At 25.5% G+C, this 26013-nt stretch carries 25 protein-coding genes and 3 pseudogenes; 19 read left to right on the top strand and 9 right to left on the bottom strand.

Annotated elements, in window-relative coordinates; genetic code table 4:
* Nucleotides 1–29 precede the first annotated feature (29 nt).
* Nucleotides 30–1268 (bottom strand): annotated as a pseudogene (locus AACL02_RS02100) (IS256 family transposase).
* A 197-nt stretch (nucleotides 1269–1465) separates the two neighbouring features.
* Nucleotides 1466–2287 carry an IS1595 family transposase gene (locus AACL02_RS02095; RefSeq protein WP_339042525.1) on the bottom strand — a complete coding sequence of 274 codons (822 nt, stop codon included), beginning with the start codon at nucleotides 2285–2287 and terminating at the stop codon, nucleotides 1466–1468.
* Between AACL02_RS02095 and AACL02_RS02090 the strand changes: the two genes are divergently transcribed.
* Both AACL02_RS02090 and typA read left to right on the top strand, forming a co-directional pair.
* Nucleotides 2233–2502 carry a hypothetical protein gene (locus tag AACL02_RS02090; protein WP_339042523.1) on the top strand — a complete coding sequence of 90 codons (270 nt, stop codon included), beginning with the start codon at nucleotides 2233–2235 and terminating at the stop codon, nucleotides 2500–2502. The genes AACL02_RS02095 and AACL02_RS02090 overlap by 55 nt on opposite strands.
* Before the next feature lie 118 nt (nucleotides 2503–2620).
* Entirely contained in the window at nucleotides 2621–4465 is a 1845-nt protein-coding gene (gene typA, locus AACL02_RS02085) for a translational GTPase TypA (protein WP_339042521.1), read from the top strand.
* A 202-nt stretch (nucleotides 4466–4667) separates the two neighbouring features.
* On the opposite strand, the gene AACL02_RS02080 is transcribed toward typA, so the two are convergent.
* A protein-coding gene (locus AACL02_RS02080; RefSeq protein ID WP_339040217.1) for an IS3 family transposase occupies nucleotides 4668–5788 on the bottom strand; the annotation gives its coding sequence in 2 pieces (ribosomal slippage) (nucleotides 4668–5545 and nucleotides 5545–5788; 1122 coding nt in all).
* A gap of 122 nt (nucleotides 5789–5910) precedes the next feature.
* Here AACL02_RS02080 and AACL02_RS02075 point away from each other — a divergent pair.
* Together AACL02_RS02075 and AACL02_RS02070 are read left to right on the top strand one after the other, a co-directional pair.
* Nucleotides 5911–6504, top strand: a pseudogene (locus AACL02_RS02075) (IS256 family transposase); the annotation flags it as partial.
* A gap of 71 nt (nucleotides 6505–6575) precedes the next feature.
* Nucleotides 6576–6812: pseudogene (locus AACL02_RS02070) on the top strand (transposase); the annotation flags it as partial.
* 40 nt (nucleotides 6813–6852) lie between these two features.
* Here AACL02_RS02070 and AACL02_RS02065 read toward each other — a convergent pair.
* The 4 genes from AACL02_RS02065 to AACL02_RS02050 form a co-directional block, all read right to left on the bottom strand.
* Nucleotides 6853–8091 (bottom strand): IS256 family transposase, encoded by a 1239-nt coding sequence (locus tag AACL02_RS02065; protein ID WP_281749630.1) that lies wholly within the window; start codon nucleotides 8089–8091, stop codon nucleotides 6853–6855.
* A gap of 143 nt (nucleotides 8092–8234) precedes the next feature.
* Nucleotides 8235–8708 carry a hypothetical protein gene (locus tag AACL02_RS02060; protein WP_339042515.1) on the bottom strand — a complete coding sequence of 158 codons (474 nt, stop codon included), beginning with the start codon at nucleotides 8706–8708 and terminating at the stop codon, nucleotides 8235–8237.
* 8 nt (nucleotides 8709–8716) lie between these two features.
* Entirely contained in the window at nucleotides 8717–8920 is a 204-nt protein-coding gene (locus tag AACL02_RS02055) for a hypothetical protein (protein ID WP_339042303.1), read from the bottom strand.
* Nucleotides 8921–9054: 134 nt separating this feature from the next.
* Nucleotides 9055–9573 carry a hypothetical protein gene (locus AACL02_RS02050; RefSeq protein WP_339042513.1) on the bottom strand — a complete coding sequence of 173 codons (519 nt, stop codon included), beginning with the start codon at nucleotides 9571–9573 and terminating at the stop codon, nucleotides 9055–9057.
* 709 nt (nucleotides 9574–10282) lie between these two features.
* Here AACL02_RS02050 and AACL02_RS02045 point away from each other — a divergent pair.
* From AACL02_RS02045 to AACL02_RS02035, 3 genes are all read left to right on the top strand, one after another.
* Nucleotides 10283–10882: a hypothetical protein gene (locus tag AACL02_RS02045; RefSeq protein WP_339042511.1), complete on the top strand. Its 600-nt coding sequence runs from the start codon at nucleotides 10283–10285 to the stop codon at nucleotides 10880–10882.
* A 192-nt stretch (nucleotides 10883–11074) separates the two neighbouring features.
* Nucleotides 11075–11347 carry a hypothetical protein gene (locus AACL02_RS02040; protein WP_338978999.1) on the top strand — a complete coding sequence of 91 codons (273 nt, stop codon included), beginning with the start codon at nucleotides 11075–11077 and terminating at the stop codon, nucleotides 11345–11347.
* 87 nt (nucleotides 11348–11434) lie between these two features.
* A complete protein-coding gene (locus AACL02_RS02035) occupies nucleotides 11435–12298 on the top strand; it encodes a hypothetical protein (protein ID WP_339042509.1) in 864 nt (287 codons plus the stop codon).
* Between the two features lie 196 nt (nucleotides 12299–12494).
* On the opposite strand, the gene AACL02_RS02030 is transcribed toward AACL02_RS02035, so the two are convergent.
* Both AACL02_RS02030 and AACL02_RS02025 read right to left on the bottom strand, forming a co-directional pair.
* Nucleotides 12495–13615 (bottom strand): IS3 family transposase gene (locus AACL02_RS02030; RefSeq protein ID WP_339042507.1). Its coding sequence is split into 2 segments (ribosomal slippage): nucleotides 12495–13372 and nucleotides 13372–13615, totalling 1122 coding nucleotides; the frame shifts between segments, so codons are not numbered across the junction.
* 184 nt (nucleotides 13616–13799) lie between these two features.
* The gene (locus AACL02_RS02025; protein WP_339042505.1) at nucleotides 13800–13952 is read right to left on the bottom strand and encodes a hypothetical protein; all 153 of its coding nucleotides are present in this window, start codon (nucleotides 13950–13952) and stop codon (nucleotides 13800–13802) included.
* Here AACL02_RS02025 and AACL02_RS02020 point away from each other — a divergent pair.
* The 12 genes from AACL02_RS02020 to AACL02_RS01965 all read left to right on the top strand — a co-directional run bounded on the left by AACL02_RS02020 (nucleotide 13898) and on the right by AACL02_RS01965 (nucleotide 25997).
* Nucleotides 13898–14719, top strand: coding sequence for an IS1595 family transposase (locus AACL02_RS02020; RefSeq protein WP_339042503.1), 822 nt, complete (start codon nucleotides 13898–13900; stop codon nucleotides 14717–14719). The genes AACL02_RS02025 and AACL02_RS02020 overlap by 55 nt on opposite strands.
* Before the next feature lie 316 nt (nucleotides 14720–15035).
* Complete coding sequence (gene rpsB, locus AACL02_RS02015; RefSeq protein WP_339042501.1) at nucleotides 15036–15821, top strand: 30S ribosomal protein S2; 786 nt, start codon at nucleotides 15036–15038, stop codon at nucleotides 15819–15821.
* A 5-nt stretch (nucleotides 15822–15826) separates the two neighbouring features.
* Nucleotides 15827–16705, top strand: coding sequence for a translation elongation factor Ts (tsf, locus tag AACL02_RS02010; RefSeq protein WP_339042499.1), 879 nt, complete (start codon nucleotides 15827–15829; stop codon nucleotides 16703–16705).
* 20 nt (nucleotides 16706–16725) lie between these two features.
* Nucleotides 16726–17307, top strand: coding sequence for a hypothetical protein (locus AACL02_RS02005; protein ID WP_281749272.1), 582 nt, complete (start codon nucleotides 16726–16728; stop codon nucleotides 17305–17307).
* Nucleotides 17308–17370: 63 nt separating this feature from the next.
* Nucleotides 17371–18099: a UMP kinase gene (pyrH, locus tag AACL02_RS02000; protein ID WP_339042496.1), complete on the top strand. Its 729-nt coding sequence runs from the start codon at nucleotides 17371–17373 to the stop codon at nucleotides 18097–18099.
* 23 nt (nucleotides 18100–18122) lie between these two features.
* Nucleotides 18123–19115, top strand: a complete 993-nt coding sequence (gene pta / locus AACL02_RS01995) for a phosphate acetyltransferase (protein WP_339042494.1) — start codon at nucleotides 18123–18125, stop codon at nucleotides 19113–19115.
* A gap of 18 nt (nucleotides 19116–19133) precedes the next feature.
* On the top strand, nucleotides 19134–20387 hold the full coding sequence (locus AACL02_RS01990; RefSeq protein WP_339042492.1) for an acetate kinase: 1254 nt from the start codon (nucleotides 19134–19136) through the stop codon (nucleotides 20385–20387).
* Nucleotides 20388–20512: 125 nt separating this feature from the next.
* Nucleotides 20513–20752 carry a hypothetical protein gene (locus AACL02_RS01985; protein ID WP_338978992.1) on the top strand — a complete coding sequence of 80 codons (240 nt, stop codon included), beginning with the start codon at nucleotides 20513–20515 and terminating at the stop codon, nucleotides 20750–20752.
* Nucleotides 20753–20895: 143 nt separating this feature from the next.
* Complete coding sequence (locus AACL02_RS01980) at nucleotides 20896–22398, top strand: FAD-dependent oxidoreductase (protein WP_339042490.1); 1503 nt, start codon at nucleotides 20896–20898, stop codon at nucleotides 22396–22398.
* A gap of 39 nt (nucleotides 22399–22437) precedes the next feature.
* Nucleotides 22438–23574, top strand: coding sequence for an alpha/beta hydrolase (locus tag AACL02_RS01975; protein WP_339042488.1), 1137 nt, complete (start codon nucleotides 22438–22440; stop codon nucleotides 23572–23574).
* A 7-nt stretch (nucleotides 23575–23581) separates the two neighbouring features.
* On the top strand, nucleotides 23582–24574 hold the full coding sequence (locus AACL02_RS01970) for a lipoate--protein ligase (protein WP_338975246.1): 993 nt from the start codon (nucleotides 23582–23584) through the stop codon (nucleotides 24572–24574).
* A gap of 305 nt (nucleotides 24575–24879) precedes the next feature.
* A protein-coding gene (locus AACL02_RS01965; protein WP_422397813.1) for an IS3 family transposase occupies nucleotides 24880–25997 on the top strand; the annotation gives its coding sequence in 2 pieces (ribosomal slippage) (nucleotides 24880–25150 and nucleotides 25150–25997; 1119 coding nt in all).
* Nucleotides 25998–26013: the final 16 nt, after the last annotated feature.

The raw sequence follows: 26013 nt of genomic DNA, 5'->3' as shown, positions 1-26013 counted from the left end.
TAATCTGTGTATCTTTGTTTTATAAAGTACTAGTTTAGATTAATTCTATCTTCAAATTTTATCATAAAATGAGCAATTGCTGTATTTCAATTTTGAATAGGCAATGTTCATTTTTTTGTTATATTTTCAATTGCCAAGTAAAATATTTTGAAAACTGCCATATCATTAGGAAAAACTTTTTTATTTCTGATGATTTTTCGTAATTGACTATTAACAGATTCAATAGCATTTGTAGTATAAATCACTCTTTTGATTTCTACTGGATAACTAATAAAAACCATTAAATTATCTCAATTTTTATATCAAGATTTAGTAATTTGAGGATATTGTTTATTTCATTTACTTTCAAACGATTATAAAGCTTGCATTGCTTGTTCTTCACTACATGCACTATAAATTGGTTTTAAATCTGCAACTAGACCTTTTCGATGTTTGTATGAAACATATTTTAAACTATTTCTAATTTGATGAACAATGCATAATTGATGTTCTGTTTTAGGATAAACTGATTGTATTGCTTCTGACATGCCTGTTAAATTATCACTACAAGCAATAAGAATATCATTTAAGCCACGATTTTTCATTTCTGTGAAATTAGATAATCAAAACTTAGAACCTTCATTTTCACTAATTCATAATCCTAAAACATCTTTTTTGCCTTCTAAATCAACTCCTAATGCTATATAAACTGATTTGTTAATAATCCGTTTATCTTGTCGTACTTTAACTACTATACAATCAAAATAAACAATAGGATAAATACTTTCTAATGGTCGATTTTGTCATGCTTTAACATCATCAATAACATCATCAGTAATTTGACTAATAACACTTTCACTAATATCAGCACCATGATATAACTCTTGCAACTGCATTCTAATGTCAGATAATGTCATTCCTTTTGCATACAAGGAAAGAACTTGTTGATCAAAACCATCAAATCTTCTTTGCCTTTTAGGAACTATTACAGGAGTAAAATTACTATTGCGATCTCTTGGTACATCAATTTCAATTTTACCTTGTTGAGTTATTAATTTTTTTGAACTTGTACCATTACGAGCATTTTCAGTAGTACTATGTTGATTTTTTTCATATCCTAAATAATTTTGCATTTCAGAATTCAACATTTTTTCAACTAATCTTTTTGTTAATTCTTTATATAAACCGCCAGGTTTAAAAACTGTTGTTAAATCTTCAGTATTTTCTAGTAATAAATCTACTGCTTTTGATATTGGATCATTATTATTAAAGTTATCTTTTTTAGCCATCTGTAACTCACTCTTTCTAGTCATTTAATTATATTTACTAGAATTAATTAAACATAGTTATTTTTGTAAGTTACACAGATTACTAAACATTTCCTTTATTTATTGAAATAAAAATGGCTTTTCTCCCTTTATGTACTATTTTAATTTTATCACATAAATGCTGAGAAAAGCCTATCTACGGACTTCTCCCCACATTTTTAAATCAAACATAGAATTACAGTTTCAAAACTAGGTATCTTGTTGAATTTATATGCAGCTTCTTTAGCATATAAATGAACATGATGTTTTGCAACTTTGATATGTGTTTTAAATGTTCTTCTTATATGTTTTCAAACTGATTCAATTTGGTTGGTATTTACACCAATTTTTGAAACATAGCCATCTTGATGGTTAACTGTTTCATGCTTAGTGAAAACTGATTTAAAATCGCAATATCCTTTTCAAGAATCAGTATATACAAGACATTTTGAAGAAATGTGGTTTTTTGCAAACTGCAAAATATTTTTACTCTTTGCGTTTTTCAATACTTTCACAATTAAATTATTGGTTGTTTTTTGATAAATGCCAACAATCAAGGTTTTATTCACCAAGGATCTTCCTTGTTTTTTAAAACCCATATGTGAAAGATACATTTCATCAATTTGCACTGTACCTTCAACAATAAATTGAGGTTTTTGTTTTGCAATACGTGTTCTGATTTTATGAGTCATTCTTCAAGCAGTTTTCAAAGTCACTCCCAATTCTTTTGCAATATCTGTTGATGGAATTCCATGTTTGGTGTTTATTCATCTAAAGATAAGATAAAACCAAGATGTTAAAGATGTTTGTGACCTTGAAAATATGGTGCCTGTGAGAATGCTAAATGTTTGATTACATTTTAAACATCTCATTCTTTTTAAATCAGAAGTATTCAAATTAAAATTAAAACACCTAATACATTTGTTTTCTTTCAAATTTGCTATATATGCAAGACATTGCTGTTCAGTTTGAAAAGCATTTTTGAATTCATTCAGTTTCATTATTCCCTCCACAAGTACATGTGGGGAGAAGTCCGATAAAAATATCAAAACCTAGTAGCAGTTTTATATATACAAATAATTTTAATGATATACAAACATATTTATTAACCCAACAAATACAACAAAATAATTTTTTAAATAATAATGATAAAAGTAAATATAGAAACAAAACTGATGAAAATGAAAAAAAATCACAAATCATAAGATTTAGATAATTATTATATGTCAAAAAATCATTTTAAATAAATTATTTTTTTAATTATTTTACTAAATTTAAAAATATTGCGTATAATTTATATAATGTCAAAATTTAAGAATAACGGAGAATGAATAATGTCTGAACAAGAAAAAGTTTCTGCTGAACAAAAAATTATTAATATTGCAGTGATAGCACACGTCGATGTTGGAAAGTCAACATTAGTTGATGCTTTATTAAAGCAATCAAATATTTTTCATCAAAACCAAGTTATTGTTGAACAAATAATGGATAGTAATGATCAAGAACGTCAACGAGGAATTACTATTTATTCTAAAAATTGTTCAATCATGCATGGTAATACAAAAATTAATATTATTGATACACCTGGTCATGCTGACTTTTCCTCTGAAGTTGAAAGAATTATGAAAACAGTAGACTGTGTTATTTTACTAGTTGATAGTGTTGAAGGACCAATGCCACAAACTCGTTTTGTATTGCAAAAAGCACTAGAACATAACTTAAATCCAATTTTAATGATTAACAAAATTGATAAAAAGGACCAAAGAATTGAAGAAGTAAAAGATGAAGTATTAGAACTTTTTATGGAATTAAATGCTAATGATGAACAGTTAGACTTTCCAACACTTTATGGAATTACTAAACAAGGTATTGCCCAATATGAATTGAATCAACCAAGCGAAAATTTAGAACCATTATTTGAAACAATTATTAAACATGCTAAAATTTCTAAATTAGTAAAATATAATGAGCCTTTACAAATGCAAATTAGTTCATTAGATTATGATAGTTTTATTGGTAGAATTGGAATTGGTAGATTATTTCAAAGTACTATTTCTGAAGGACAAGAAATAATTGTTGTTGATGATTATGATTTAAAAAGAAAAGCAAAAGTAAAATATTTATTTGTTTATCAAGGATTAAAACGAGTAGCTGTTAAAAACGCTGTTGCTGGTGATATTGTTTGCATAGCGGGTATTGAAAATATAACAATTGGTAATACTATTTGTGATAAAGATAATGTTGTGTCAATGGAACCAATTACAATACAGGCTCCAACAATGTCAATGAATTTCCTTGTCAATAATTCACCATTTTCTGGAACTGAAGGTAAACTAGTAACTAGTAATAAAATTAAAGAACGTTTAACAAGAGAATTAGAAACTAATGTTGGTTTAAAAATAGAACAATTATCCGGAAGTAATGCTGATGGTTTTAAAGTTTTTGGTCGTGGTGAATTACATTTATCTGTTTTAATTGAAAATATGCGTCGCGAAGGCTTTGAATTAGGTATTTCTAAACCGGAAGTAGTATTTAAAAAAGATGAAAAAGGACACACCACTGAACCAGTCGAAGAAATTATTTTAAATCATCCTACTGAATATAGTAGTACTGTTATTAATAATTTAAATCTAAGAAAAGGTATTATGACTAATATGGATTCTGATAATGTTCGTGATAAAATTATTTTTCATATTCCAACAAGAGGATTAATTGGATTTGGTCGTCAATACGTTAATATTACTCGTGGAACGGGTGTTATGGTTCGTAGTTTCCTTACATATGAACCATTAAAAGGCGAAATTAATAATAATAGAAATGGCGTTCTAGTAAGTATGATTACAGGGACAACATTACCTTATGCTTTAAATTCTTTAGAAGAACGTGGTACTTTATTTGTTAAACCACAAACTAAAGTGTATGAAGGAATGATTATTGGTTTAAGTAATCGTGATAAAGATTTAGATGTTAATCCTTGCAAAGCAAAACAATTAACAAATACTAGAAGTTCAGGTAATGATGAAGCTGTTAGATTAACACCACCAACTATTTTTAGTTTAGAAGAATCTTTAGAATTTATTGCTAGCGATGAATTAGTTGAAGTAACACCACAAAATATTCGTATGCGTAAAAAATTCTTGACTGAAAATGAACGTAAACAAAATAGAAATCGTAAGTAATACTTACGTTTTTTTGTTTAAAGATTAAAAGGATTATAATTTACAAAGTTAACTGTAGATACTCTATTGAAGTCTAAATTATTCTCGTCTAATCTTATAATTTAAAGACAAATTTGAATATTATTGACAACATCGGTAGGAAATGTTTAGTAATCTGTGTAACTTACAAAAATAACTATTGGAATGGCAACCTTTTTTAGGACTATTTTTTGGTAGACATTTGTTTTTGATAATTAACTGGAGTTAAGTAGTTTAAAGTGCTGTGAATTCTTATGTTGTTATATCAATTGATGTAATCAAATAATTCTAATTTTAATTGGATTAATGATGTAAAATTTTTATCATTAATAAATTCGGTTTTGAAAGTTTTAAAGGTTGCTTCAGCAACAGCGTTATCATAAGGACAACCTTTTTTGCTTAAAGAGCGATTAATATTGAATGCTAGTAAAAGTTTATCAATAATTTTATTATTAAATTCATTACCGCGATCACTATGAAATATTTGAATATCTTTTAAACAGCGATTTGAGTGCATAAATGCTTGATATACTAATGATGCATCTTTTTTAGTACCTACACTATGTCCAATTATTTCGCGGTTAAATAGGTCAATTAATAAACAAATATAGTTTCACTTACCATTTACTTGAACATAAGTTAAATCACTAACAATAACTTCATTTTTAACTCTATTATTAAAGTTTCTATCAACAAGATTGTTTATTGGACTATCGTTAACTTTGTTATTATGATTTTTGTATGATAATTTAGTGTATTTTGATATTAAATTATGTTTATTCATAATTTCTTTAATTTTTCGTCTTGATAAATAAATTTCTTGGTTTTCTAGAATGACTTTTAATCTTCTAGTACCATAAACTTCTTTATTTTCTTTAAAAGCACTAATAACAGCTTCATCATAAATATTATTTTTGATTTTATTTTCTTTTTTCTTTAAATTAAAATAATATGTTGATTTAGAGATTTTTAAAAAATGACACATTGTGCGAATTTTATATTTAACTTTATTTTTGACAATAATTTCTATTTTCTGCCTATTATTAGTGCTGCTTGCTTTAAAATATCATTTTCCATTCTTAATTGTTTTAATTCTTTTCTTAATTTAATTAATTCATTTTCTTCAACAGAACGATTATCTTTAGTTTTAAAACTACCTGAATTAGTAAATTGCTTAATTCAATTGTAAGTAGCTGCTCTTGTAACATTATATTCTTTAGCAAGGCAAGATACTGATTTGCCACTTTGATATAAAGCTACTATTTGTTTTTTAAATTCATCGGTATATGAGTTAATATTGGCCATAATTATAGTTCCTTTCTTTGTTCACTTGTCTACGTAATTAGTGTACAATAAAGTGTAACCCATCCATATGTTTAATTAATTCTAGTAAATATAATTAAATGACTAGAAAGAGTGAGTTACAGATGGCTAAAAAAGATAACTTTAATAATAATGATCCAATATCAAAAGCAGTAGATTTATTACTAGAAAATACTGAAGATTTAACAACAGTTTTTAAACCTGGCGGTTTATATAAAGAATTAACAAAAAGATTAGTTGAAAAAATGTTGAATTCTGAAATGCAAAATTATTTAGGATATGAAAAAAATCAACATACTACTACTGAAAATGCTCGTAATGGTACAAGTTCAAAAAAATTAATAACTCAACAAGGTAAAATTGAAATTGATGTACCAAGAGATCGCAATAGTAATTTTACTCCTGTAATAGTTCCTAAAAGGCAAAGAAGATTTGATGGTTTTGATCAACAAGTTCTTTCCTTGTATGCAAAAGGAATGACATTATCTGACATTAGAATGCAGTTGCAAGAGTTATATCATGGTGCTGATATTAGTGAAAGTGTTATTAGTCAAATTACTGATGATGTTATTGATGATGTTAAAGCATGACAAAATCGACCATTAGAAAGTATTTATCCTATTGTTTATTTTGATTGTATAGTAGTTAAAGTACGACAAGATAAACGGATTATTAGGAAATGTTTAGTAATCTGTGTAACTTACAAAAATAACTATGTTTAATTAATTCTAGTAAATATAATTAAATGACTAGAAAGAGTGAGTTACAGATGGCTAAAAAAGATAACTTTAATAATAATGATCCAATATCAAAAGCAGTAGATTTATTATTAGAAAATACTGAAGATTTAACAACAGTTTTTAAACCTGGCGGTTTATATAAAGAATTAACAAAAAGATTAGTTGAAAAAATGTTGAATTCTGAAATGCAAAATTATTTAGGATATGAAAAAAATCAACATAGTACTACTGAAAATGCTCGTAATGGTACAAGTTCAAAAAAATTGAGGCTTTTTAATAATCTGTGTATCTTTGTTTTATAAAGTACTAGTTTAGATTAATTCTATCTTCAAATTTTATCATAAAATGAGCAATTGCTGTATTTCAATTTTGAATAGGCAATGTTCATTTTTTTGTTATATTTTCAATTGCCAAGTAAAATATTTTGAAAACTGCCATATCATTAGGAAAAACTTTTTTATTTCTGATGATTTTTCGTAATTGACTATTAACAGATTCAATAGCATTTGTAGTATAAATCACTCTTTTGATTTCTACTGGATAACTAATAAAAACCATTAAATTATCTCAATTTTTATATCAAGATTTAGTAATTTGAGGATATTGTTTATTTCATTTACTTTCAAACGATTCTAAAGCTTGCATTGCTTGTTCTTCACTACATGCACTATAAATTGGTTTTAAATCTGCAACTAGACCTTTTCGATGTTTGTATGAAACATATTTTAAACTATTTCTAATTTGATGAACAATGCATAATTGATGTTCTGTTTTAGGATAAACTGATTGTATTGCTTCTGACATGCCTGTTAAATTATCACTACAAGCAATAAGAATATCATTTAAGCCACGATTTTTCATTTCTGTGAAATTAGATAATCAAAACTTAGAACCTTCATTTTCACTAATTCATAATCCTAAAACATCTTTTTTGCCTTCTAAATCAACTCCTAATGCTATATAAACTGATTTGTTAATAATCCGTTTATCTTGTCGTACTTTAACTACTATACAATCAAAATAAACAATAGGATAAATACTTTCTAATGGTCGATTTTGTCATGCTTTAACATCATCAATAACATCATCAGTAATTTGACTAATAACACTTTCACTAATATCAGCACCATGATATAACTCTTGCAACTGCATTCTAATGTCAGATAATGTCATTCCTTTTGCATACAAGGAAAGAACTTGTTGATCAAAACCATCAAATCTTCTTTGCCTTTTAGGAACTATTACAGGAGTAAAATTACTATTGCGATCTCTTGGTACATCAATTTCAATTTTACCTTGTTGAGTTATTAATTTTTTTGAACTTGTACCATTACGAGCATTTTCAGTAGTACTATGTTGATTTTTTTCATATCCTAAATAATTTTGCATTTCAGAATTCAACATTTTTTCAACTAATCTTTTTGTTAATTCTTTATATAAACCGCCAGGTTTAAAAACTGTTGTTAAATCTTCAGTATTTTCTAGTAATAAATCTACTGCTTTTGATATTGGATCATTATTATTAAAGTTATCTTTTTTAGCCATCTGTAAATCACTCTTTCTAGTCATTTAATTATATTTACTAGAATTAATTAAACATAGTTATTTTTGTAAGTTACACAGATTACTAAACATTTCCAAAAAAGCATTTTTTAAGGAATGAATCGTAATATTTTGTTTCAATAGTGTTACTCAGTTTTACTGTTAATTTGACATAATTGGCTTTCTCTTTCATTTTTATAATTCCTTAAATAATATTTAATATGCTTATATGCATCTTGTTCATGTTTTGTTAATTTTATATTTCCTTTATAATTTTCTATTTTAGTTTTATTTTTTGGTTCACTTCCTAAATAATCTCAATTCATAACATCTTCTACTAATACCATTAATGTACCAATAGTTTTAGGAGTTGCTAATGGATTAGTTAATAATTGTTTTGAATTTAAAAAGAAATTTTCGACAATAACTAATATTTTTTTATTATCAGAATGTTTTTTAATTAATAAAAAGTATTTTTTATACAAATTTTTACTTTCTAAAACTGTTTTAGTTTTAAATGTTTCATTAAAAATAATATTATTGGTTTCATTTGAATATATAACAATTCCATTATTACCAATACCAGCGGGGTCAATACCAATAATTAAGTCATATTGCATTAATTAAATTAACCTCTAATAACTGTTTTAATAATTTCTAAATCACAATTACATCAACAATATTTACATTCTTCAATAAATTCTTTATGACCACAAACTAAATTATCTTTTTTTAAATCATCAATCAGTTTAATTAGTCCTATTTTAAATTCAATATCATCACTGTCTGGTATGCGAATCGTTCCTCTTTTAGTTAAATATTCTTTATCCATATTTATACCTCCTACTTAACCTAATATTTAAAATACAGTCATAACAAATCGCTTTACTATTTTTATCTCTTAAAAAATATTTTCTTGTTTTTATATCATTAGTATTAAAGAATAAATAATCTAATTTATTTTTTTTACATGTTCAACAAAAATACTTTTTCATTATGAGTTGAAATTTCCTTATAAGAAGTAACTATATAATTAATTGGTAAATCATCTTGTTTATATTGATTATTTATTTTAAAACCTTTTCTGTTTTCTTCTCACGTAATGTTATATTTAAAACAAGGATTAGTAATTTTTGTTTTGTTATCTGTTATTTCACCCATAAATCAACTATTATGCTGTTCATAAAATGTTAATGGTTCAAGTTTTATATCATTAAGATAATATTCTTTTGGAGCAGTTGGTTTATTAACAGTTATTTTCTGTTCAGAAATATATGGTTCTAATAATTTTGTTAATTCATCACCATTTAATTCTCTTTTAATATTTTCAGAATTAAAAACTCAATATGTGTAATTATTATCAACAATAAAAGAATTATTTTTAATCATTCATTTTGGAAGTGATAATTTATATTCAACATAATCAATAAGAATAGATTGTGGTTTATCTTTAACAATTTGTTCTTTTTTAAATTCTATTTGCATAATAATCCTTTCCTAATATGTTCTGTTGCTTCTAGCATAAAGAACATATATTTTGATTTTTAGATTATTAATAATACTACTATTCGTTTTATTAATTCCAGAAATTATGGGCTCAAAAATAAATTATGAAATTTTAAAAAACATTGAGGCATTCGATTCAATATTTATTTAATTTGTGTTAAACAAATTAATATTTTAATTGAACCGGCACCGCTCAATTTTTTTTACAAGTTTGAAATTTATTTTCTCGCCCAAAAATTTTTTCAAAAAAATAAAAAATAAAACCAACACTTGCTCACTGGGGAGTGGCAAGGTTGGTTAAATAAAAAATAGAATTTTAATATAGTAGGTTCCCTAAGCAGGTCTATATATACTAGTTTCCAATTCGCTCCCACCCCAAGAATTACCATTAATGGTTAGTATAATTTATTAGGTATCACTCCACTTTTTATTTATCCATGCAAGTCCACATGCTAGCTACTATTTTTAACAACTGTGTTGTATTTCACTTTTTTAGTTCCCTAACACGTGTTGATAATAGCGTTAAAGAGATTTATTAAAAATTTTAAAATTTTACAATTACAAAAAAAGACAAGAATTTTATTCTCGTCTTTTGTCATTTATTTTTAATTCAAGGGTAAAAAAAGAAAGTTTTTATTTTTGAAAATGATTAGTTATCGACATCTTCGACACGCTCCCAAAAATTTCATTGCCAGATTCAACAAATTGAATATGAGCTTTAACAGTTAATAAAAAAACCGGCATTGTTTATGCTGGTAACGATGATGGTGTATATAGCATTGATAAAAATGGTAATGTTAATCATATGTTAGGAACACATGATTATATTAATAGTTTAGCAGTAGGTGAAGATGGTTCTGTTTATGCGGGTGCTGATAATCGTGGTAAAATTTATAAAAGCTATGATGGTATAAGTGAATTTAAATTAATTAAACAACGAGATGATGCTGGGTCAATGAAAAGTTTAGTAATAGATAGTACAAATAATATTTTTGCTGGATCTGATAATGGTAATGTTTATAAAATTGATAATGGTAGTATGTATGCTAAAATGTTAGAAACAGGCCATGAAATTAAACGTTTAGTAATAGATAAAGAAGGTAGTTTATTTATTGGTGTTGATTCAAATGAAGTTTATAAAAAAGTAAAAGACTCATCTATATTTTATAAAATGATAGGAATAGAAAATGGTTGAGAACATATTCTTGCTTTAACAACTGATCAAGGTGATAATTTATATGCAGCAGGAACTGAAGGGTACTTATATATAAGCAAAAATTTTAATTAATATTTTAGAAATTATAAAAATAGTTTAAATTTAATTTATTGTAATTATTAACAATTAAAATTTTTAGTTAAAGGAATATTTTATTTGAGTATCAAATAAAATATTCTTTTTTTTAATTTTTTTAAACTTATAAAATTTAAAAAGGAAAAAACTATTTTTTAAATAAAAATAAGTTTTAGGAGGTTGATAAATATGATTTTAGAAGATTTAGAACCAATGACTGATCAAGAGTGTCAGGCAGTTAGTGGTAATTTTCCTCAATTTTTGATGGGTGCCATGTTAGCAGGAATATCAATTCCTGTTATTAAAAATTTATGAAATAGTGTTTCAGGAAGTATTAAGTTACCAGATAGTTTTTATTGTAAATCGTTATATAAAAATAAAAAATATTTATTAATTAATATAAAATTACATATTTTTTTTCTTAAAAGAATAAATAACACTAAAAAATGACTTTTACTATAAAAATTATGTATACTGAAAAAAAGAATGTATAATAATAACAGAAAATAATTTTTATTTTTGGAAAAAAATTTTTGAGGAGGAACGATTATGAGAAATATAAAAACGTTGTTAAAATTATTAGGAGCAGTTAGTTTAAGTACTGTTGCAGCAAGTTCAGTTGTGGCTTGTGGAGGAGGAGCAAATCCAAATCCTACACCAACTAAAGAAATGGATGTTCAAGTTAAAAAAGATTTTGTTTTTTTAGATACAAATGCTAATTCACTAATTAAATTGAGTATTGATATTAATGCAACTAGTAAATTAGCATCATGAAAATCTGAACAATTAGCAATTACTGCGACAGCTTTATTAAAAGGTGATACTGGTGAGCAAAAAGCTAAGTCAAATGATGCTGCGAATTTTTTAGTTAATGTTTTAAAAATTGAAGCAAAAACTGGTGAAGGTGAAAACAGAATATTTGAGGTTAAAAAAACAAATGAAATTAGTATCAATGTTCAATCATATTCACCTGCAATTTCTAAGAAGGCAGATAATGCTGATTATGTAGTTACTGGTGGAACACTAATTTTTAATTTTCAAAAAAATAATAAGTCATTAGGTGATAATTTCTCATTAGATATTTTGGGTCAATCAGATCAAGGATTAGTTACATCAATTTTACCAACTACAATATCAAATGCTAATTTTGAATCTATTCCTGGATTTGCAGTTGGGGAACCAAAAGCAAAATTTCCAGTTGGTACAGATTTAACACAATATTTTAAAACTACTGAACTTGAAGGTAAAACAGTAAAAAGTATTGCTGACCTTATTAAACAAGGTGCTTTAAAAATTAAAGTTAGTGAATCTGCAGAAGGTACAGGAAATTTTGTTAAAGGAAATACCATAAAAGTAAAAATATCAATTGGTGATATTAAATTTGCTACTGAAGAGACTTTATTTATATCTTAATTATTAAAATTAATAAATATAACAAAGAAGAGTGAAATTTCACTCTTCTTTTTATATAGTTATATTTAATTTTATTTAAATGGAGAACTAAAAGGATTACTATTTTGTTTTCTATCTCAATGAGAACTTCCAGCATTTTGATTACTTTTATTTTTCATTTCTTCATTTCATTGTGGAATGGCAACCCTTTTTAGGACTATTTTTTGGTAGACATTTGTTTTTGATAATTAACTGGAGTTAAGTAGTTTAAAGTGCCGTGAATTCTTATGTTGTTATATCAATTGATGTAATCAAATAATTCTAATTTTAATTGGATTAATGATGTAAAATTTTTATCATTAATAAATTCGGTTTTGAAAGTTTTAAAGGTTGCTTCAGCAACAGCGTTATCATAAGGACAACCTTTTTTGCTTAAAGAGCGATTAATATTGAATGCTAGTAAAAGTTTATCAATAATTTTATTATTAAATTCATTACCGCGATCACTATGAAATATTTGAATATCTTTTAAACAGCGATTTGAGTGCATAAATGCTTGATATACTAATGATGCATCTTTTTTAGTACCTACACTATGTCCAATTATTTCGCGGTTAAATAGGTCAATTAATAAACAAATATAGTTTCACTTACCATTTACTTGAACATAAGTTAAATCACTAACAATAACTTCATTTTTAACTCTATTATTAAAGTTTCTATTAACAAGATTGGTTATTTGACTATCATTGACTTTATTATGATAATTTTTGAATGATAATTTAGTGTATTTTGATATTAAATTATGTTTATTCATAATTTCTTTAATTTTTCGTCTTGATAAATAAATTTCTTGGTTTTCTAGAATGACTTTTAATCTTCTAGTACCATAAACTTCTTTATTTTCTTTAAAAGCACTAATAACAGCTTCATCATAAATATTATTTTTGATTTTATTTTCTTTTTTCTTTAAATTAAAATAATATGTTGATTTAGAGATTTTTAAAAAATGACACATTGTGCGAATTTTATATTTAGATTTATTATTTGCAATAATATCTACTTTCTGCCTATTATTAGTGCTGCTTGCTTTAAAATATCATTTTCCATTCTTAATTGTTTTAATTCTTTTCTTAATTTAATTAATTCATTTTCTTCAACAGAACGATTATCTTTAGTTTTAAAACTACCTGAATTAGTAAATTGCTTAATTCAATTGTAAGTAGCTGCTCTTGTAACATTATATTCTTTAACAAGGCAAGATACTGATTTGCCACTTTGATATAAAGCTACTATTTGTTTTTTAAATTCATCGGTATATGAGTTAATATTGGCCATAATTATAGTTCCTTTCTTTGTTCACTTGTCTATGTAATTAGTGTCCAATAAAGTGTAACCCATCCACATTTTTCTTCCATCTTCCTTTTTAAATATAAAAAAATTATTTACTTTTAAAATTAAAGTAATTAGTTTAAAAAACTTAATATTAAGTTTTTGTTATTTTATATCATAAATAAATATTTTATATGTGTAATTTACTTTTTACTTTTATAATATATTGTGTGTTTTTATTGGTATTATTTTTCGGACTTCTCCCCACATGTACTTGTGGAGGGAATAATGAAACTGAATGAATTCAAAAATGCTTTTCAAACTGAACAGCAATGTCTTGCATATATAGCAAATTTGAAAGAAAACAAATGTATTAGGTGTTTTAATTTTAATTTGAATACTTCTTATTTAAAAAGAATGAGATGTTTAAAATGTAATCAAACATTTAGCATTCTCACAGGCACCATATTTTCAAGGTCACAAACATCTTTAACATCTTGGTTTTATCTTATCTTTAGATGAATAAACACCAAACATGGAATTCCATCAACAGATATTGCAAAAGAATTGGGAGTGACTTTGAAAACTGCTTGAAGAATGACTCATAAAATCAGAACACGTATTGCAAAACAAAAACCTCAATTTATTGTTGAAGGTACAGTGCAAATTGATGAAATGTATCTTTCACATATTGGTTTTAAAAAACAAGGAAGATCCTTGGTGAATAAAACCTTGATTGTTGGCATTTATCAAAAAACAACCAATAATTTAATTGTGAAAGTATTGAAAAACGCAAAGAGTAAAAATCTTTTGCAGTTTGCAAAAAACCACATTTCTTCAAAATGTCTTGTATATACTGATTCTTGAAAAGGATATTGCGATTTTAAATCAGTTTTCACTAAGCATGAAACAGTTAACCATCAAGATGGCTATGTTTCAAAAATTGGTGTAAATACCAACCAAATTGAATCAGTTTGAAAACATATAAGAAGAACATTTAAAACACATATCAAAGTTGCAAAACATCATGTTCATTTATATGCTAAAGAAGCTGCATATAAATTCAACAAGATACCTAGTTTTGAAACTGTAATTCTATGTTTGATTTAAAAATGTGGGGAGAAGTCCGTAGATAGGCTTTTCTCAGCATTTATGTGATAAAATTAAAATAGTACATAAAGGGAGAAAAGCCATATTTTTTTAAGAAAAATAAAAAAATATTTTTATAATATAGTTTATTAAAATACAATTCTATTTTTATGTTTAAAAATAATTTGTTTAAAATATAAAAAATATGCTACAATATATAGGCTTAATTTAATGAAAATAAGCAACACATTTGTGAATTCATTGCCTAGTGCTTTTTAATTAAAAAGTGGCCAATGTTAGAAATAAATGGAAGAAAAACAAATTAGAAGGAGACAATATGTCAGTTGTAACACGTGAACAACTCCTTGAAGCGGGAGTTCAGTTTGGTCACCAAACTAAAAGATGAGATCCAAAGATGCGTAAATATATTTTTGGTCAAAGAAATGGTATTCATATTATTGATTTACAAAAATCAATGCGTAAATTAGATGAAGCTTGTCACTTTGTTAAAGAAACTAGTGAAAATGGTGGTAAAGTTTTATTTGTAGGTACAAAAAAACAAGCCAAAGAAGCTGTGCAAGAACTTGCAATTAGTTGTAATTCATCCTATGTAACAGAACGTTGATTAGGTGGTAATTTAACTAATTTTAAAACTATTAAATCAAGTATTAAAAAGTTAATTGATATTGAAAATAAAGAAAAAAGTGGAGAAATTAAACTTTTAACAAAAAAAGAGCAAATGCTAGTAATTAAAGAAAAAGCGCGTTTAGAACGTAATCTTGGTGGTATTAGAAATATGTATAAATTACCAGAAGCTATTTTTGTTACTGATACTATTACTAATAAAATTGCTGTCGAAGAAGCAGTTAAACTTGGTATCAAAATTATTGCGATTTGTGATAGTAATTCAAATCCAGATAATATTGATTATATTATTCCTGGTAATGATGATGCTACAAAATCAATTACTTTAATTACAAAGAAAATTGCTGAAGCTATTAATGAAGGACAAAGTGTAAAACCAGTTATTGATAAAAAAGAAATAGTAGTAGAAGAAACTACTAGTCTTGATCAAAATAAAACTGAAAATGGAATTGAAAAAATAAAGAATAAAGGAGAATAGTTTATATGTCAGAAGTTAAAGTAGATGTTAAATTATTGAAAAAATTAAGAGATACAACCGATTTACCAATTACTGATTGTAAAGAAGCTTTGATGGAAAAAAATAATATTTTTGAAGCAGCACTTTCCCTATTAAAAATTAAAGGTTTAGCAAAAGCAGAGAAAAAAAGTATTAATAAAGCCACTGAAGGGGTTACTAAAGTTGTTATTAGTGGTAATAATGCAATTATTGCTGAATTAAATTGTCAAACTGAACAAGTTGCTGATTTAGAAGATTTTAATGATTTATTTACTAAGATTTTAGAAACAATTTTAAAACATCAACCTAAAACTATTGAAGAAGCTTTAATGTTAAAAGCTGATGGAAGTAGTGAAAGTTTAAATGATGAGATAAGATTTGCTATCGCTAAATTAGGTGAAAATATTGTTTTAAATCGTTTTCAATATTTAAGTAAAAATAGTGATGAAGTTTTTGGTTCATATGTCCATGGTGGTGGTAAATATAGTGGTTTAGTTATTATCAAAGGTGTTGATAAGGAAAGTGATATTCCAAATAATGTTGCTATGCAATTAGTATCAGCAGATGCTAAATATATTGATATTGATCACATACCCGCAACAGTTCGTGATAAAGAATTATCAATTATTAGTGAAAAAACAAAAGAAGAAGAAAAATTGAAAGCAAAAAAAAGTCCTGATAATATTCTTGAAAATATTATAAGAGGTCGTTTTGAAAAAGTATTATCTGAATTAACTATTGTTGATCAACTTTATATTAAAGATAATACAATTAAGGTTAAAGAGTATTTAACTAAAAATCATGCTACAATTATAGCTATGATACGTTATCAATTAGGTGAAAAAATTGATAGTTCTGCCAAATAAACATTTAGGAGGTAAATAAAGTGAATTTTCAAATTATATATTATATTGCATTAGTAATGTTTATATTATTATTAGTTATTCTTGTTTGAGGATGATATAGTTTTAATAAACCAAAAACAACTATTAAATTTTTGAATTTAAAATTATTAGTAGCAACATTAATAGTTGGGGTAATTGGTTTAGTTATCTCGATTGTTCCAATTGGAATGCAAGTTTGAACATTTGAACCAGAATATATTAAATCTGATCCTGCTTTTTTAAGTTTATTAATAGTAGAGTATATATTTTTAGTTATCATGTTAGGATTAGCATATATTTTTAGTTTTGATTTTGGTATCGCAGTTGATGAACATAATATTTATTTCTTTGGACAAAGCGTTAATACTAGTAAAATTGTTGCATTGGAACAAAAGAAAAATGTTTTAAAAATTGTTTATGAACAGGGTATTAAAAAAATTAAAAAACGTTTAACAATTATTACTCCACAAGCACAACTTTTTGTTAAAGATCATTTAGCACAAAAAGTTATTGCTAACGTTGAATTAGAAACTGTCGCTGAAAGCGCAAATAATGATTCATTATCTAGTGATAACAGTAAATAAATAAGAAGCCACAAAGCAATCTGTGGCTTTTTATAATATTAAATTTAAGGAGGATGATAAAAAATGGAACAATTTAAATATAAACGAATATTATTAAAAATTAGTGGTGAAGCTTTAGGTGATGGTAGTAATGAATTATATAATAATGAAAGTATTGATAATGTTTGTAAACAAATTCAAACCCTAGTTAAGGCAAAAGTAGAAGTTGGTTTAGTAATTGGTGGTGGTAATATTTGACGTGGTGCTAAACAAGGAGAAAAGATTGGTTTAAAAAGAATTAATGCTGATTATATGGGAATGTTAGCAACTATTATGAATGCTTTGGTAATTGAATCAAAGTTAAAAGCTCTTAACGTAAAAGTTATTGTGCAAACATCATTAGAGATTAATCAAGTTGCTGAACCTTTTTATTACAAAAAAGCTATTAGTAGTTTTGAAAAAGGCTATGTTTGTATTTTTGCTGGTGGTACTGGTTCACCGTACTTTACAACGGATACTGCAGCAGCACTTCGTGCTACTGAAATTAATGCGGATATATTATTAATGGCAAAAAATGGCGTTGATGGTGTTTATGATAAAGATCCAAATATTAACAAAAATGCTATTCGTTATTCACATTTATCATATCAAGATATTACTAATAAACAATTAAAAGTAATGGATTTAACTGCTTCAACAATGTGCATGGAAGCTAACTTGAAAATTATGGTATTTGATATTAAGGTTGAAAATAATATCATTAAAGCAGTACAAAATAAAGCAATTGCAACTATTATTAGCAATCAAAATTAACAAATTAAAGGAGAGAAGATAATATGAAACTATTAGATTTTATTTTATCTATTTTACAAAAAAGCAAAACATCAATCAGAATTTTATTTCCAGAAGGTGATAATGAAAAAGTACAGGCAGTAGCTTTAAAAATTATTAATGATAATTCACCTGTTAAAAATTTTATTACACCAGTTTTATTATTTAATAATGATAAAGAAATTACTAGTAATATTAAAAATTCTAATATTAAAACATTATCTATTGAAGAAAATCAAGTAACAAATTTTACTAATCAATTATATGAATTAAGAAAAGCAAAGGGTTTAACTTTAGAAGCAGCTAATAAATTGGTATTAAGTCGTAATTACTATGGAATGATGTTATTAAATAATAAAGAAGTTAATGGTTTTGTTGGTGGTATTACTTTTACTACTGCTGATATTTTACGTCCGGCTTTACAAATTATTGGACCAAAAGCAGGTACTAAAACTGTTTCAAGTACATTTATTATGAATAAAAATGAAGAAATATTTTTATTTAGTGATGGTTCAATTAATTTAAATCCAACAGCTGAACAATTAGCAGATATTGCAAAATCTACAATTCACTTTGGCGAACTTTTAGAATTTAATCGAATTAAATTAGCAATGTTATCTTATTCTACTAATACTAGTGGTAGTGGTGAAAGTGTTGATAAAGTACGTAATGCTACTAACTTTGTTCAGCATTTAAAATTAAAGAATGTGCAAGTAGCAGGACCAATTCAATTTGATGCTGCTTGAGATCAAGAAGTGCGAAATAAAAAATTCCCAGAATTAACAATTAAAAATCATTGTAATGCATTTATTTTCCCAACTTTAGATGCTGCTAATATTGGTTATAAAATTGCCCAAAGATTAGGTGATTATAAAGCTATTGGTCCTATTGTTTTGGGTTTAAATCAGCCAGTTAATGATCTTTCTCGTGGTGCTACTATTGATGACATTTATTACACAGCATTGATCACTGCTATTCAAACATTAATTAAGAATTAATAAGGAGATAAAACAAATATGTCAGAACAAAATAAAATTTTAGTTATTAATGCTGGAAGTAGTTCTATTAAATTTCAACTTTTTAATGCTATTAATAATGATAAACAACCTCATTTTACTATTCTTTGTAAAGGTTTAGTTGAAAGGATAGCTATTAAAAATAGTAATTTTATTATTGAAATTGCTAATGGTGATAACTTTATTAAACATGAAGTAACGAAAGATATTGCCGATCATGTTATAGGAGCACAAACAGTTATTGATGCATTAATTGAGTATAAGGTCATTAATAATTTTGATGATATTAAACGAATTGGTCATCGTATGGTTCACGGTGGTCAAAAATTTAATAACTCAATTGTTATTGATGAGAAAGTCATTGCTGGTATCAAAGCATGTATTCCATTAGCACCATTACATAATCCACCAGCTTTAAAAGGATTATCATCTTTTCAAAAATTAGTTCCACATGCTAAACATGTGGCAGTATTTGATAATTCATTTCATAGTACTATTCCTGAAGAAAAATATCTTTACTCAGTTCCATATGATTGATATAAAACATATAAGGTAAGAAGATATGGTTTTCATGGTACTAGTTATCGTTATATTTTAGATAAATTAACTAATATTTTAAATAAACCAAAAGATAAGATTAATGCTATTATTTGTCATTTAGGTAATGGTGCTAGTATTTGTGCTATTAAAAATGGTAAAAGTTTTAATACTAGCATGGGATTAACACCATTAGATGGTTTAATTATGGGTTCTAGAAGTGGTATCATTGACCCTTCTATTCATGGTTATATGTGTAATGTTAAAGCAGAAGCAACTATTGAAACTATTACTAATGATTTAAATAAAAGTTCAGGTTTATTAGGAATTAGTGGACATTCTTCTGATTTACGTGATGTTCTTGCAAGTAGTAATGATAAAAACCATAAATATCATTTACAATCACAATTAGCAATAAAAATGTTTGTTCAAAGAATTGCTAATTATATTGTTCAATATGGTAATGATTTAGATAGTAATATTGATGCATTAGTATTTACAGCAGGTATTGGTGAAAATTCTGCAATTATTCGTCAATTAGTTATTGAGGAAATTAAAGTGTTTACTTTAAAATTAGTAACTAATAAAAATAATGATAAGTATAATGATTACTTAGAAATTAGTGATAAACAATCAGAAGTTCCTATTTTTAAAATTAGAACAAATGAAGAATTAATGATTTGTCAAGATACATATAATTTATTAAAAAATATTTAAAAAATGAAAAAAATATATTAAGGTTTTTTGTTTTGATATATAATGTTTAAATTAAGTGAAAATACTTAATAATTATCAAATTTTAATTAAAAATAAATACTTTAAAGATTCAAGGAGAAAAAAGTATGACATATAAAGACATTAAAGAAAAGAAAATTTTTAAAATTTTTGAAAAAGATGAAATTGAAAATTTTGATAAAAGCATGATAAATAAAATAAATAATTATGACAAAAAAAATAAACAAACTAATAAGCCGTTCTTAAATAATAATTGAGATACTTGTCGTGGCTTATTAGAAATTAATAAATATCATCATGATCATGATGGAAGTAGTCCATCAGCAATGGCAATTTCAGTTTCTTAAAATTATTGTTATATTCATTTACTGAACAAAGAAAGAGTTGTAACTATTAAATAAAAAGTGATAAAATAATGTATATATTTGTATTTGTGATTACACAATAAAAGAAATTGAAAAAAAAGTAATAAGTAAGAGAGGATTTTAGCATGGAAAGAAAACAAAAGATAGTTGTTATAGGTGTTAATCATGCCGGAACAACAGCATTAAAGGCAATTATTAGGTCTAATCCAAATAGTGAAGTAGTAGCATATGATCGTAATAATAATATTTCATTTTTAGGATGTGGAATTGCGCTTTGAGTTGGTAAAGAATTTACTGATCCAAAAGGATTATTTTATGCCACAATTGAAAAGTTAAGAGCATTAGGTGTTAAAATTAAAGAAAAACATGAAATGATTAAATATGATAGTAAAGCAAAAACTGTTACTATTAAAAATTTAGATACTAATGAAGTATTTATTGAAAGTTATGATAAGTTAGTATTAGGAATTGGTTCATGACCAATCTTAAATCCAGGTGGTAAAGAAATTCCTGGTTTAATTGCTCATAAAGATGGTGTGATTGTTAAAGATACTTTAAATGGTGTTAAATTAACAAATGGCATTCATTTATCAAAACTATACCAACATGCTCAAGAAATTATTTCTGATTTGAGTAAACCGGAAGTAAAAAAAGTAGTAGTAATTGGTGCAGGTTATATTGGTATTGAATTAGTAGAAGCTTTTTATAAAGATAAAAAAGAAGTTACTTTAATTGATTTTGAAAATCGTATTATGCCTCGTTATTATGATGAAGAATTTACAAATGATGTTGAAGCAGATATGAAAAAAGTAGGAGTAAAATTACAATTAGGAGAAACTTTACAAGAATTTATTATTAAAGATGATAAAGTGAGTGAAGTAAAAACTAATAAAGGAACATATAAAGCTGATTTAGTAATTATGGCTGTTGGTTTCTTACCAAATACTGCTATCTTGAAAGATGAGAATGGTAAAGTTCAACTTAACTTAGATCCTCGTGGTGCAATTGAAGTTAATGAATATTTTCAAACTTCAGATCCTAATGTTTATGCAATTGGTGATTGTATTAATATTCGTTCAAATGCTTGAAATAAAAATGTTAATATTACCTTAGCAACTAATGCTGTACGTAGTGGTTTAATTGCTGGATTAAATGTTGCAAAAACAGATCCTAAAACAAGAATCGCCTTTCCTGGTGTTCAAGGAACAAATGCAATTGCTGTTTTTGGTTGAAAGTTATGTGCTACTGGTTTATCAGAAGTTTCTGCAAAAGCAATTTTAGGTTCTAATAATGTAGAAGCATATTTTTATCAAGATACAGTGTTTCCACCTTTTATGAGTGAAAATCATGAAGTAAAAATTAAAATTATATGAGAAAAGAGTTCTCGTCGTATTGTTGGAGCTGAAATTGGTTCAACTCATGATCATACAGAAACAATTGCAATGTTTTCATTAGCAATATTGAAAAAGGTTACTATTGATGAAATTCCATTAATTGATATGTATTTTTTACCACACTTTAATAAGCCTTATAACTTTGTTACTGCGGCAGCACTTTTAGCAACAGGAATTTTAACAAAAGAAGATGTTACATATCCAGATCCATATTTAAAAGGTAAGAAAAAATAGATTGCCTTATCAAATTAATTTTGAGAGGAATAAAATATAATGGTTAGTAATGAAAAATATTTAAAACTTAGAGCAAGAATGACTTCACCAGTTAAAGAAAGTAAATATAAAATTGCTTGATGATTAAAAATTATTTTGATATTTACTTTTCCATTATGGATTATTCCTTTTTTAATTACTAATTTTTTTATTGGTTTAATGATGCGAAATGTTATGGAAAATTTTCAACGAATTGGACGAAGTACTAATCCAAATTTTGATAAAATTGATCTTAATACTTTGAGTTTTTATAATCGAGATATGGAATTACAAAATTCTCTACAACTAATGATTGATGATAGTAATTGGGATATGATGGAAGCACAAGATATGACGATAACTACTTATGATAATCGCTTGTTATCAGCTTTTTTCATTAATAATCATCAATCTAATAAAAATCATAAATGAATAATTGCAACTCATGGTTGACAACAAAATCGCTATAGCATTTTATATTTAGTTAAACATTTTTATGAGCAGGGATATAGTATTGTTACTTATGATACAAGAGGTCATGGTAGTAATAATATTCATGATGCAATTACTTTTGGCAATAAAGAAGCAGATGATTTATATGCTGTTATTTTAAGTCTTAATAATTATTTAACAGAAACAGATTTTAAACAACCCCCCAATATTACTTTAATTGGTAATAGTATGGGTGCTAGTACTGTTTTGGAAACAATATCTCGATTTGATACTGGTAAATTTGGTGTTAAATGTGCAATTTCTGATTGTGGATTTGATAGTTTTAGTCATATTATTAAAATTATGGGTAAACAATACTTTAACCTTCATTGATTTTGATTTTATTATGGTGTTAAATTTTTCTTTAGGTTAAAAGATAAATTTAATATTAATAGTATTGATCCTATTAATAAATTAAAATATTGTTCTTCAATTCCTGTATTATTTATTCATGGTAATGATGATGAAACTGTACCAGCAACAATGGCACAAAAAATGTATGAAGAGAAAATAAATTATGAAGAAGAAACAATAAGTGAATTATTAATTATGCCATTTGCTAAACATATAAGAGCCGTCACTACCGATTATGATACATATTGCAAAACTACTTTAAAATTTGTTCATTTATTAACAAATTTTAAAACTGAAGATAAAGGAGATTAAATTAATAATGATTTATTATATTAATAATAGCAAAGACCCATATTTTAATTTAGCAGCCGAAGAATATTTGATTACTAATCCTTATATAACTGATGAAATCTTATTATTATGACAAAATAATAATACTATTGTTGTTGGTAGAAACCAAAATACAATTGAAGAAATTAATAATGAATATGTAAGAACAAAAAAAGTTAATGTTGTACGAAGATTATCTGGTGGTGGAGCTGTTTATCAAGATTTAGGAAATTTAAATTTTACTTTTATTTTTGATAAAAATAAAGATAATGCTCGTAATTATGCTCTTTTTACAAAACCAATAGTTAATGTTTTACAAAGTCTAGGTTTAAATGCTCAATTTAGTGGTAAAAATGATATTTTAGTTGATGATAAAAAAATATCGGGTAATGCCCAATATACATATAAAAATCGAATTTTACATCATGGTACTATTCTTTTTAATGTTGATATGCAAATGTTACCAAAAGTATTAAAACCTGATTTGGATAAATTAAAATCAAAAGGTATTAAATCAGTACAAGCACGAGTAACAAATATTTTACCATTATTAAATCCACCAATAACAATTGAAGAATTTCAAAATTTAATTATTGAACAATTAAAAAGTACAAAAAATACAAAGATTATGGAATTTTCTGAAAAAATGATTGCTGATATTGAATTATTAGCAAATACTAAATATCGAACTTGAGATTGAGTTTATGGTAAATCTCCAGATTTTGATTTAAAGCATAAAACACTTTTTCCTAGTAAAGGAACTATTCACGTTTGAATGAATGTTAAGGCAGGAATTATTGAAAATATTAAAATATATGGTGATTTCCTAGGCTCAGCAGGTACTACTAGTTTAGAAAAAAAACTAGAAAAACAAAAATATAATTTAGCAACTATTACTAATATCATTGAAAATGCTAATATTAATGAAATTTTTGGTGAAAATTTTCTTGTTGAAGAAATCATAAAAAGTATAATAAAATAATGAATAAAATTCTTATTTATGATATTCTTACAAGATTTATCATTTTATAATTATGACCGTATAAAAATTGTTGGTGGTAAAGGAGCAATTATATGATCGCATAAAAGTGGAGATTATCATAAAATAGATTTATATTTTGATATCAAACCAAGACATCAAGGAGATATAAAATGAGATGGTAAATATCCTGATGGATATTTTAATAAATAGCTTAAATTTCCAAGTTAATATAAGAAATATGGATGGGTTACACTTTATTGGACACTAATTACATAGACAAGTGAACAAAGAAAGGAACTATAATTATGGCCAATATTAACTCATATACCGATGAATTTAAAAAACAAATAGTAGCTTTATATCAAAGTGGCAAATCAGTATCTTGCCTTGTTAAAGAATATAATGTTACAAGAGCAGCTACTTACAATTGAATTAAGCAATTTACTAATTCAGGTAGTTTTAAAACTAAAGATAATCGTTCTGTTGAAGAAAATGAATTAATTAAATTAAGAAAAGAATTAAAACAATTAAGAATGGAAAATGATATTTTAAAGCAAGCAGCACTAATAATAGGCAGAAAGTAGAGATTATTGCAAATAATAAATCTAAATATAAAATTCGCACAATGTGTCATTTTTTAAAACTCTCTAAATCAACATATTATTTTAATTTAAAGAAAAAAAATAAAATTCAAAATAATATTTATGAACAAGCTGTTATTAGTGCTTTTAAAAAAAATAAAGAAGTTTATGGTACTAGAAGATTAAAAGTAATTCTAGAAAACCAAGAAATTTATTTATCAAGACGAAAAATTAAAGAAATTATGAATAAACATAATTTAATATCAAAATACACTAAATTATCATTCAAAAATTATCATAATAAAGTCAATGATAGTCAAATAACCAATCTTGTTAATAGAAACTTTAATAATAGAGTTAAAAATGAAGTTATTGTTAGTGATTTAACTTATGTTCAAGTAAATGGTAAGTGAAACTATATTTGTTTATTAATTGACCTATTTAACCGCGAAATAATTGGACATAGTGTAGGTACTAAAAAAGATGCATCATTAGTATATCAAGCATTTATGCACTCAAATCGCTGTTTAAAAGATATTCAAATATTTCATAGTGATCGCGGTAATGAATTTAATAATAAAATTATTGATAAACTTTTACTAGCATTCAATATTAATCGCTCTTTAAGCAAAAAAGGTTGTCCTTATGATAACGCTGTTGCTGAAGCAACCTTTAAAACTTTCAAAACCGAATTTATTAATGATAAAAATTTTACATCATTAATCCAATTAAAATTAGAATTATTTGATTACATCAATTGATATAACAACATAAGAATTCACAGCACTTTAAACTACTTAACTCCAGTTAATTATCAAAAACAAATGTCTACCAAAAAATAGTCCTAAAAAAGGTTGC

The sequence above is a fragment of the Spiroplasma endosymbiont of Apeira syringaria genome (genome assembly GCF_964020205.1).
In the GTDB taxonomy this organism is placed as follows: Bacteria; Bacillota_I; Bacilli_A; order Mycoplasmatales; family VBWQ01; genus Spiroplasma_E; species Spiroplasma_E ixodetis_A.
Note: the sequence above shows the minus strand (reverse complement) of the source record. Positions and strands in the feature narration are given on the sequence as shown.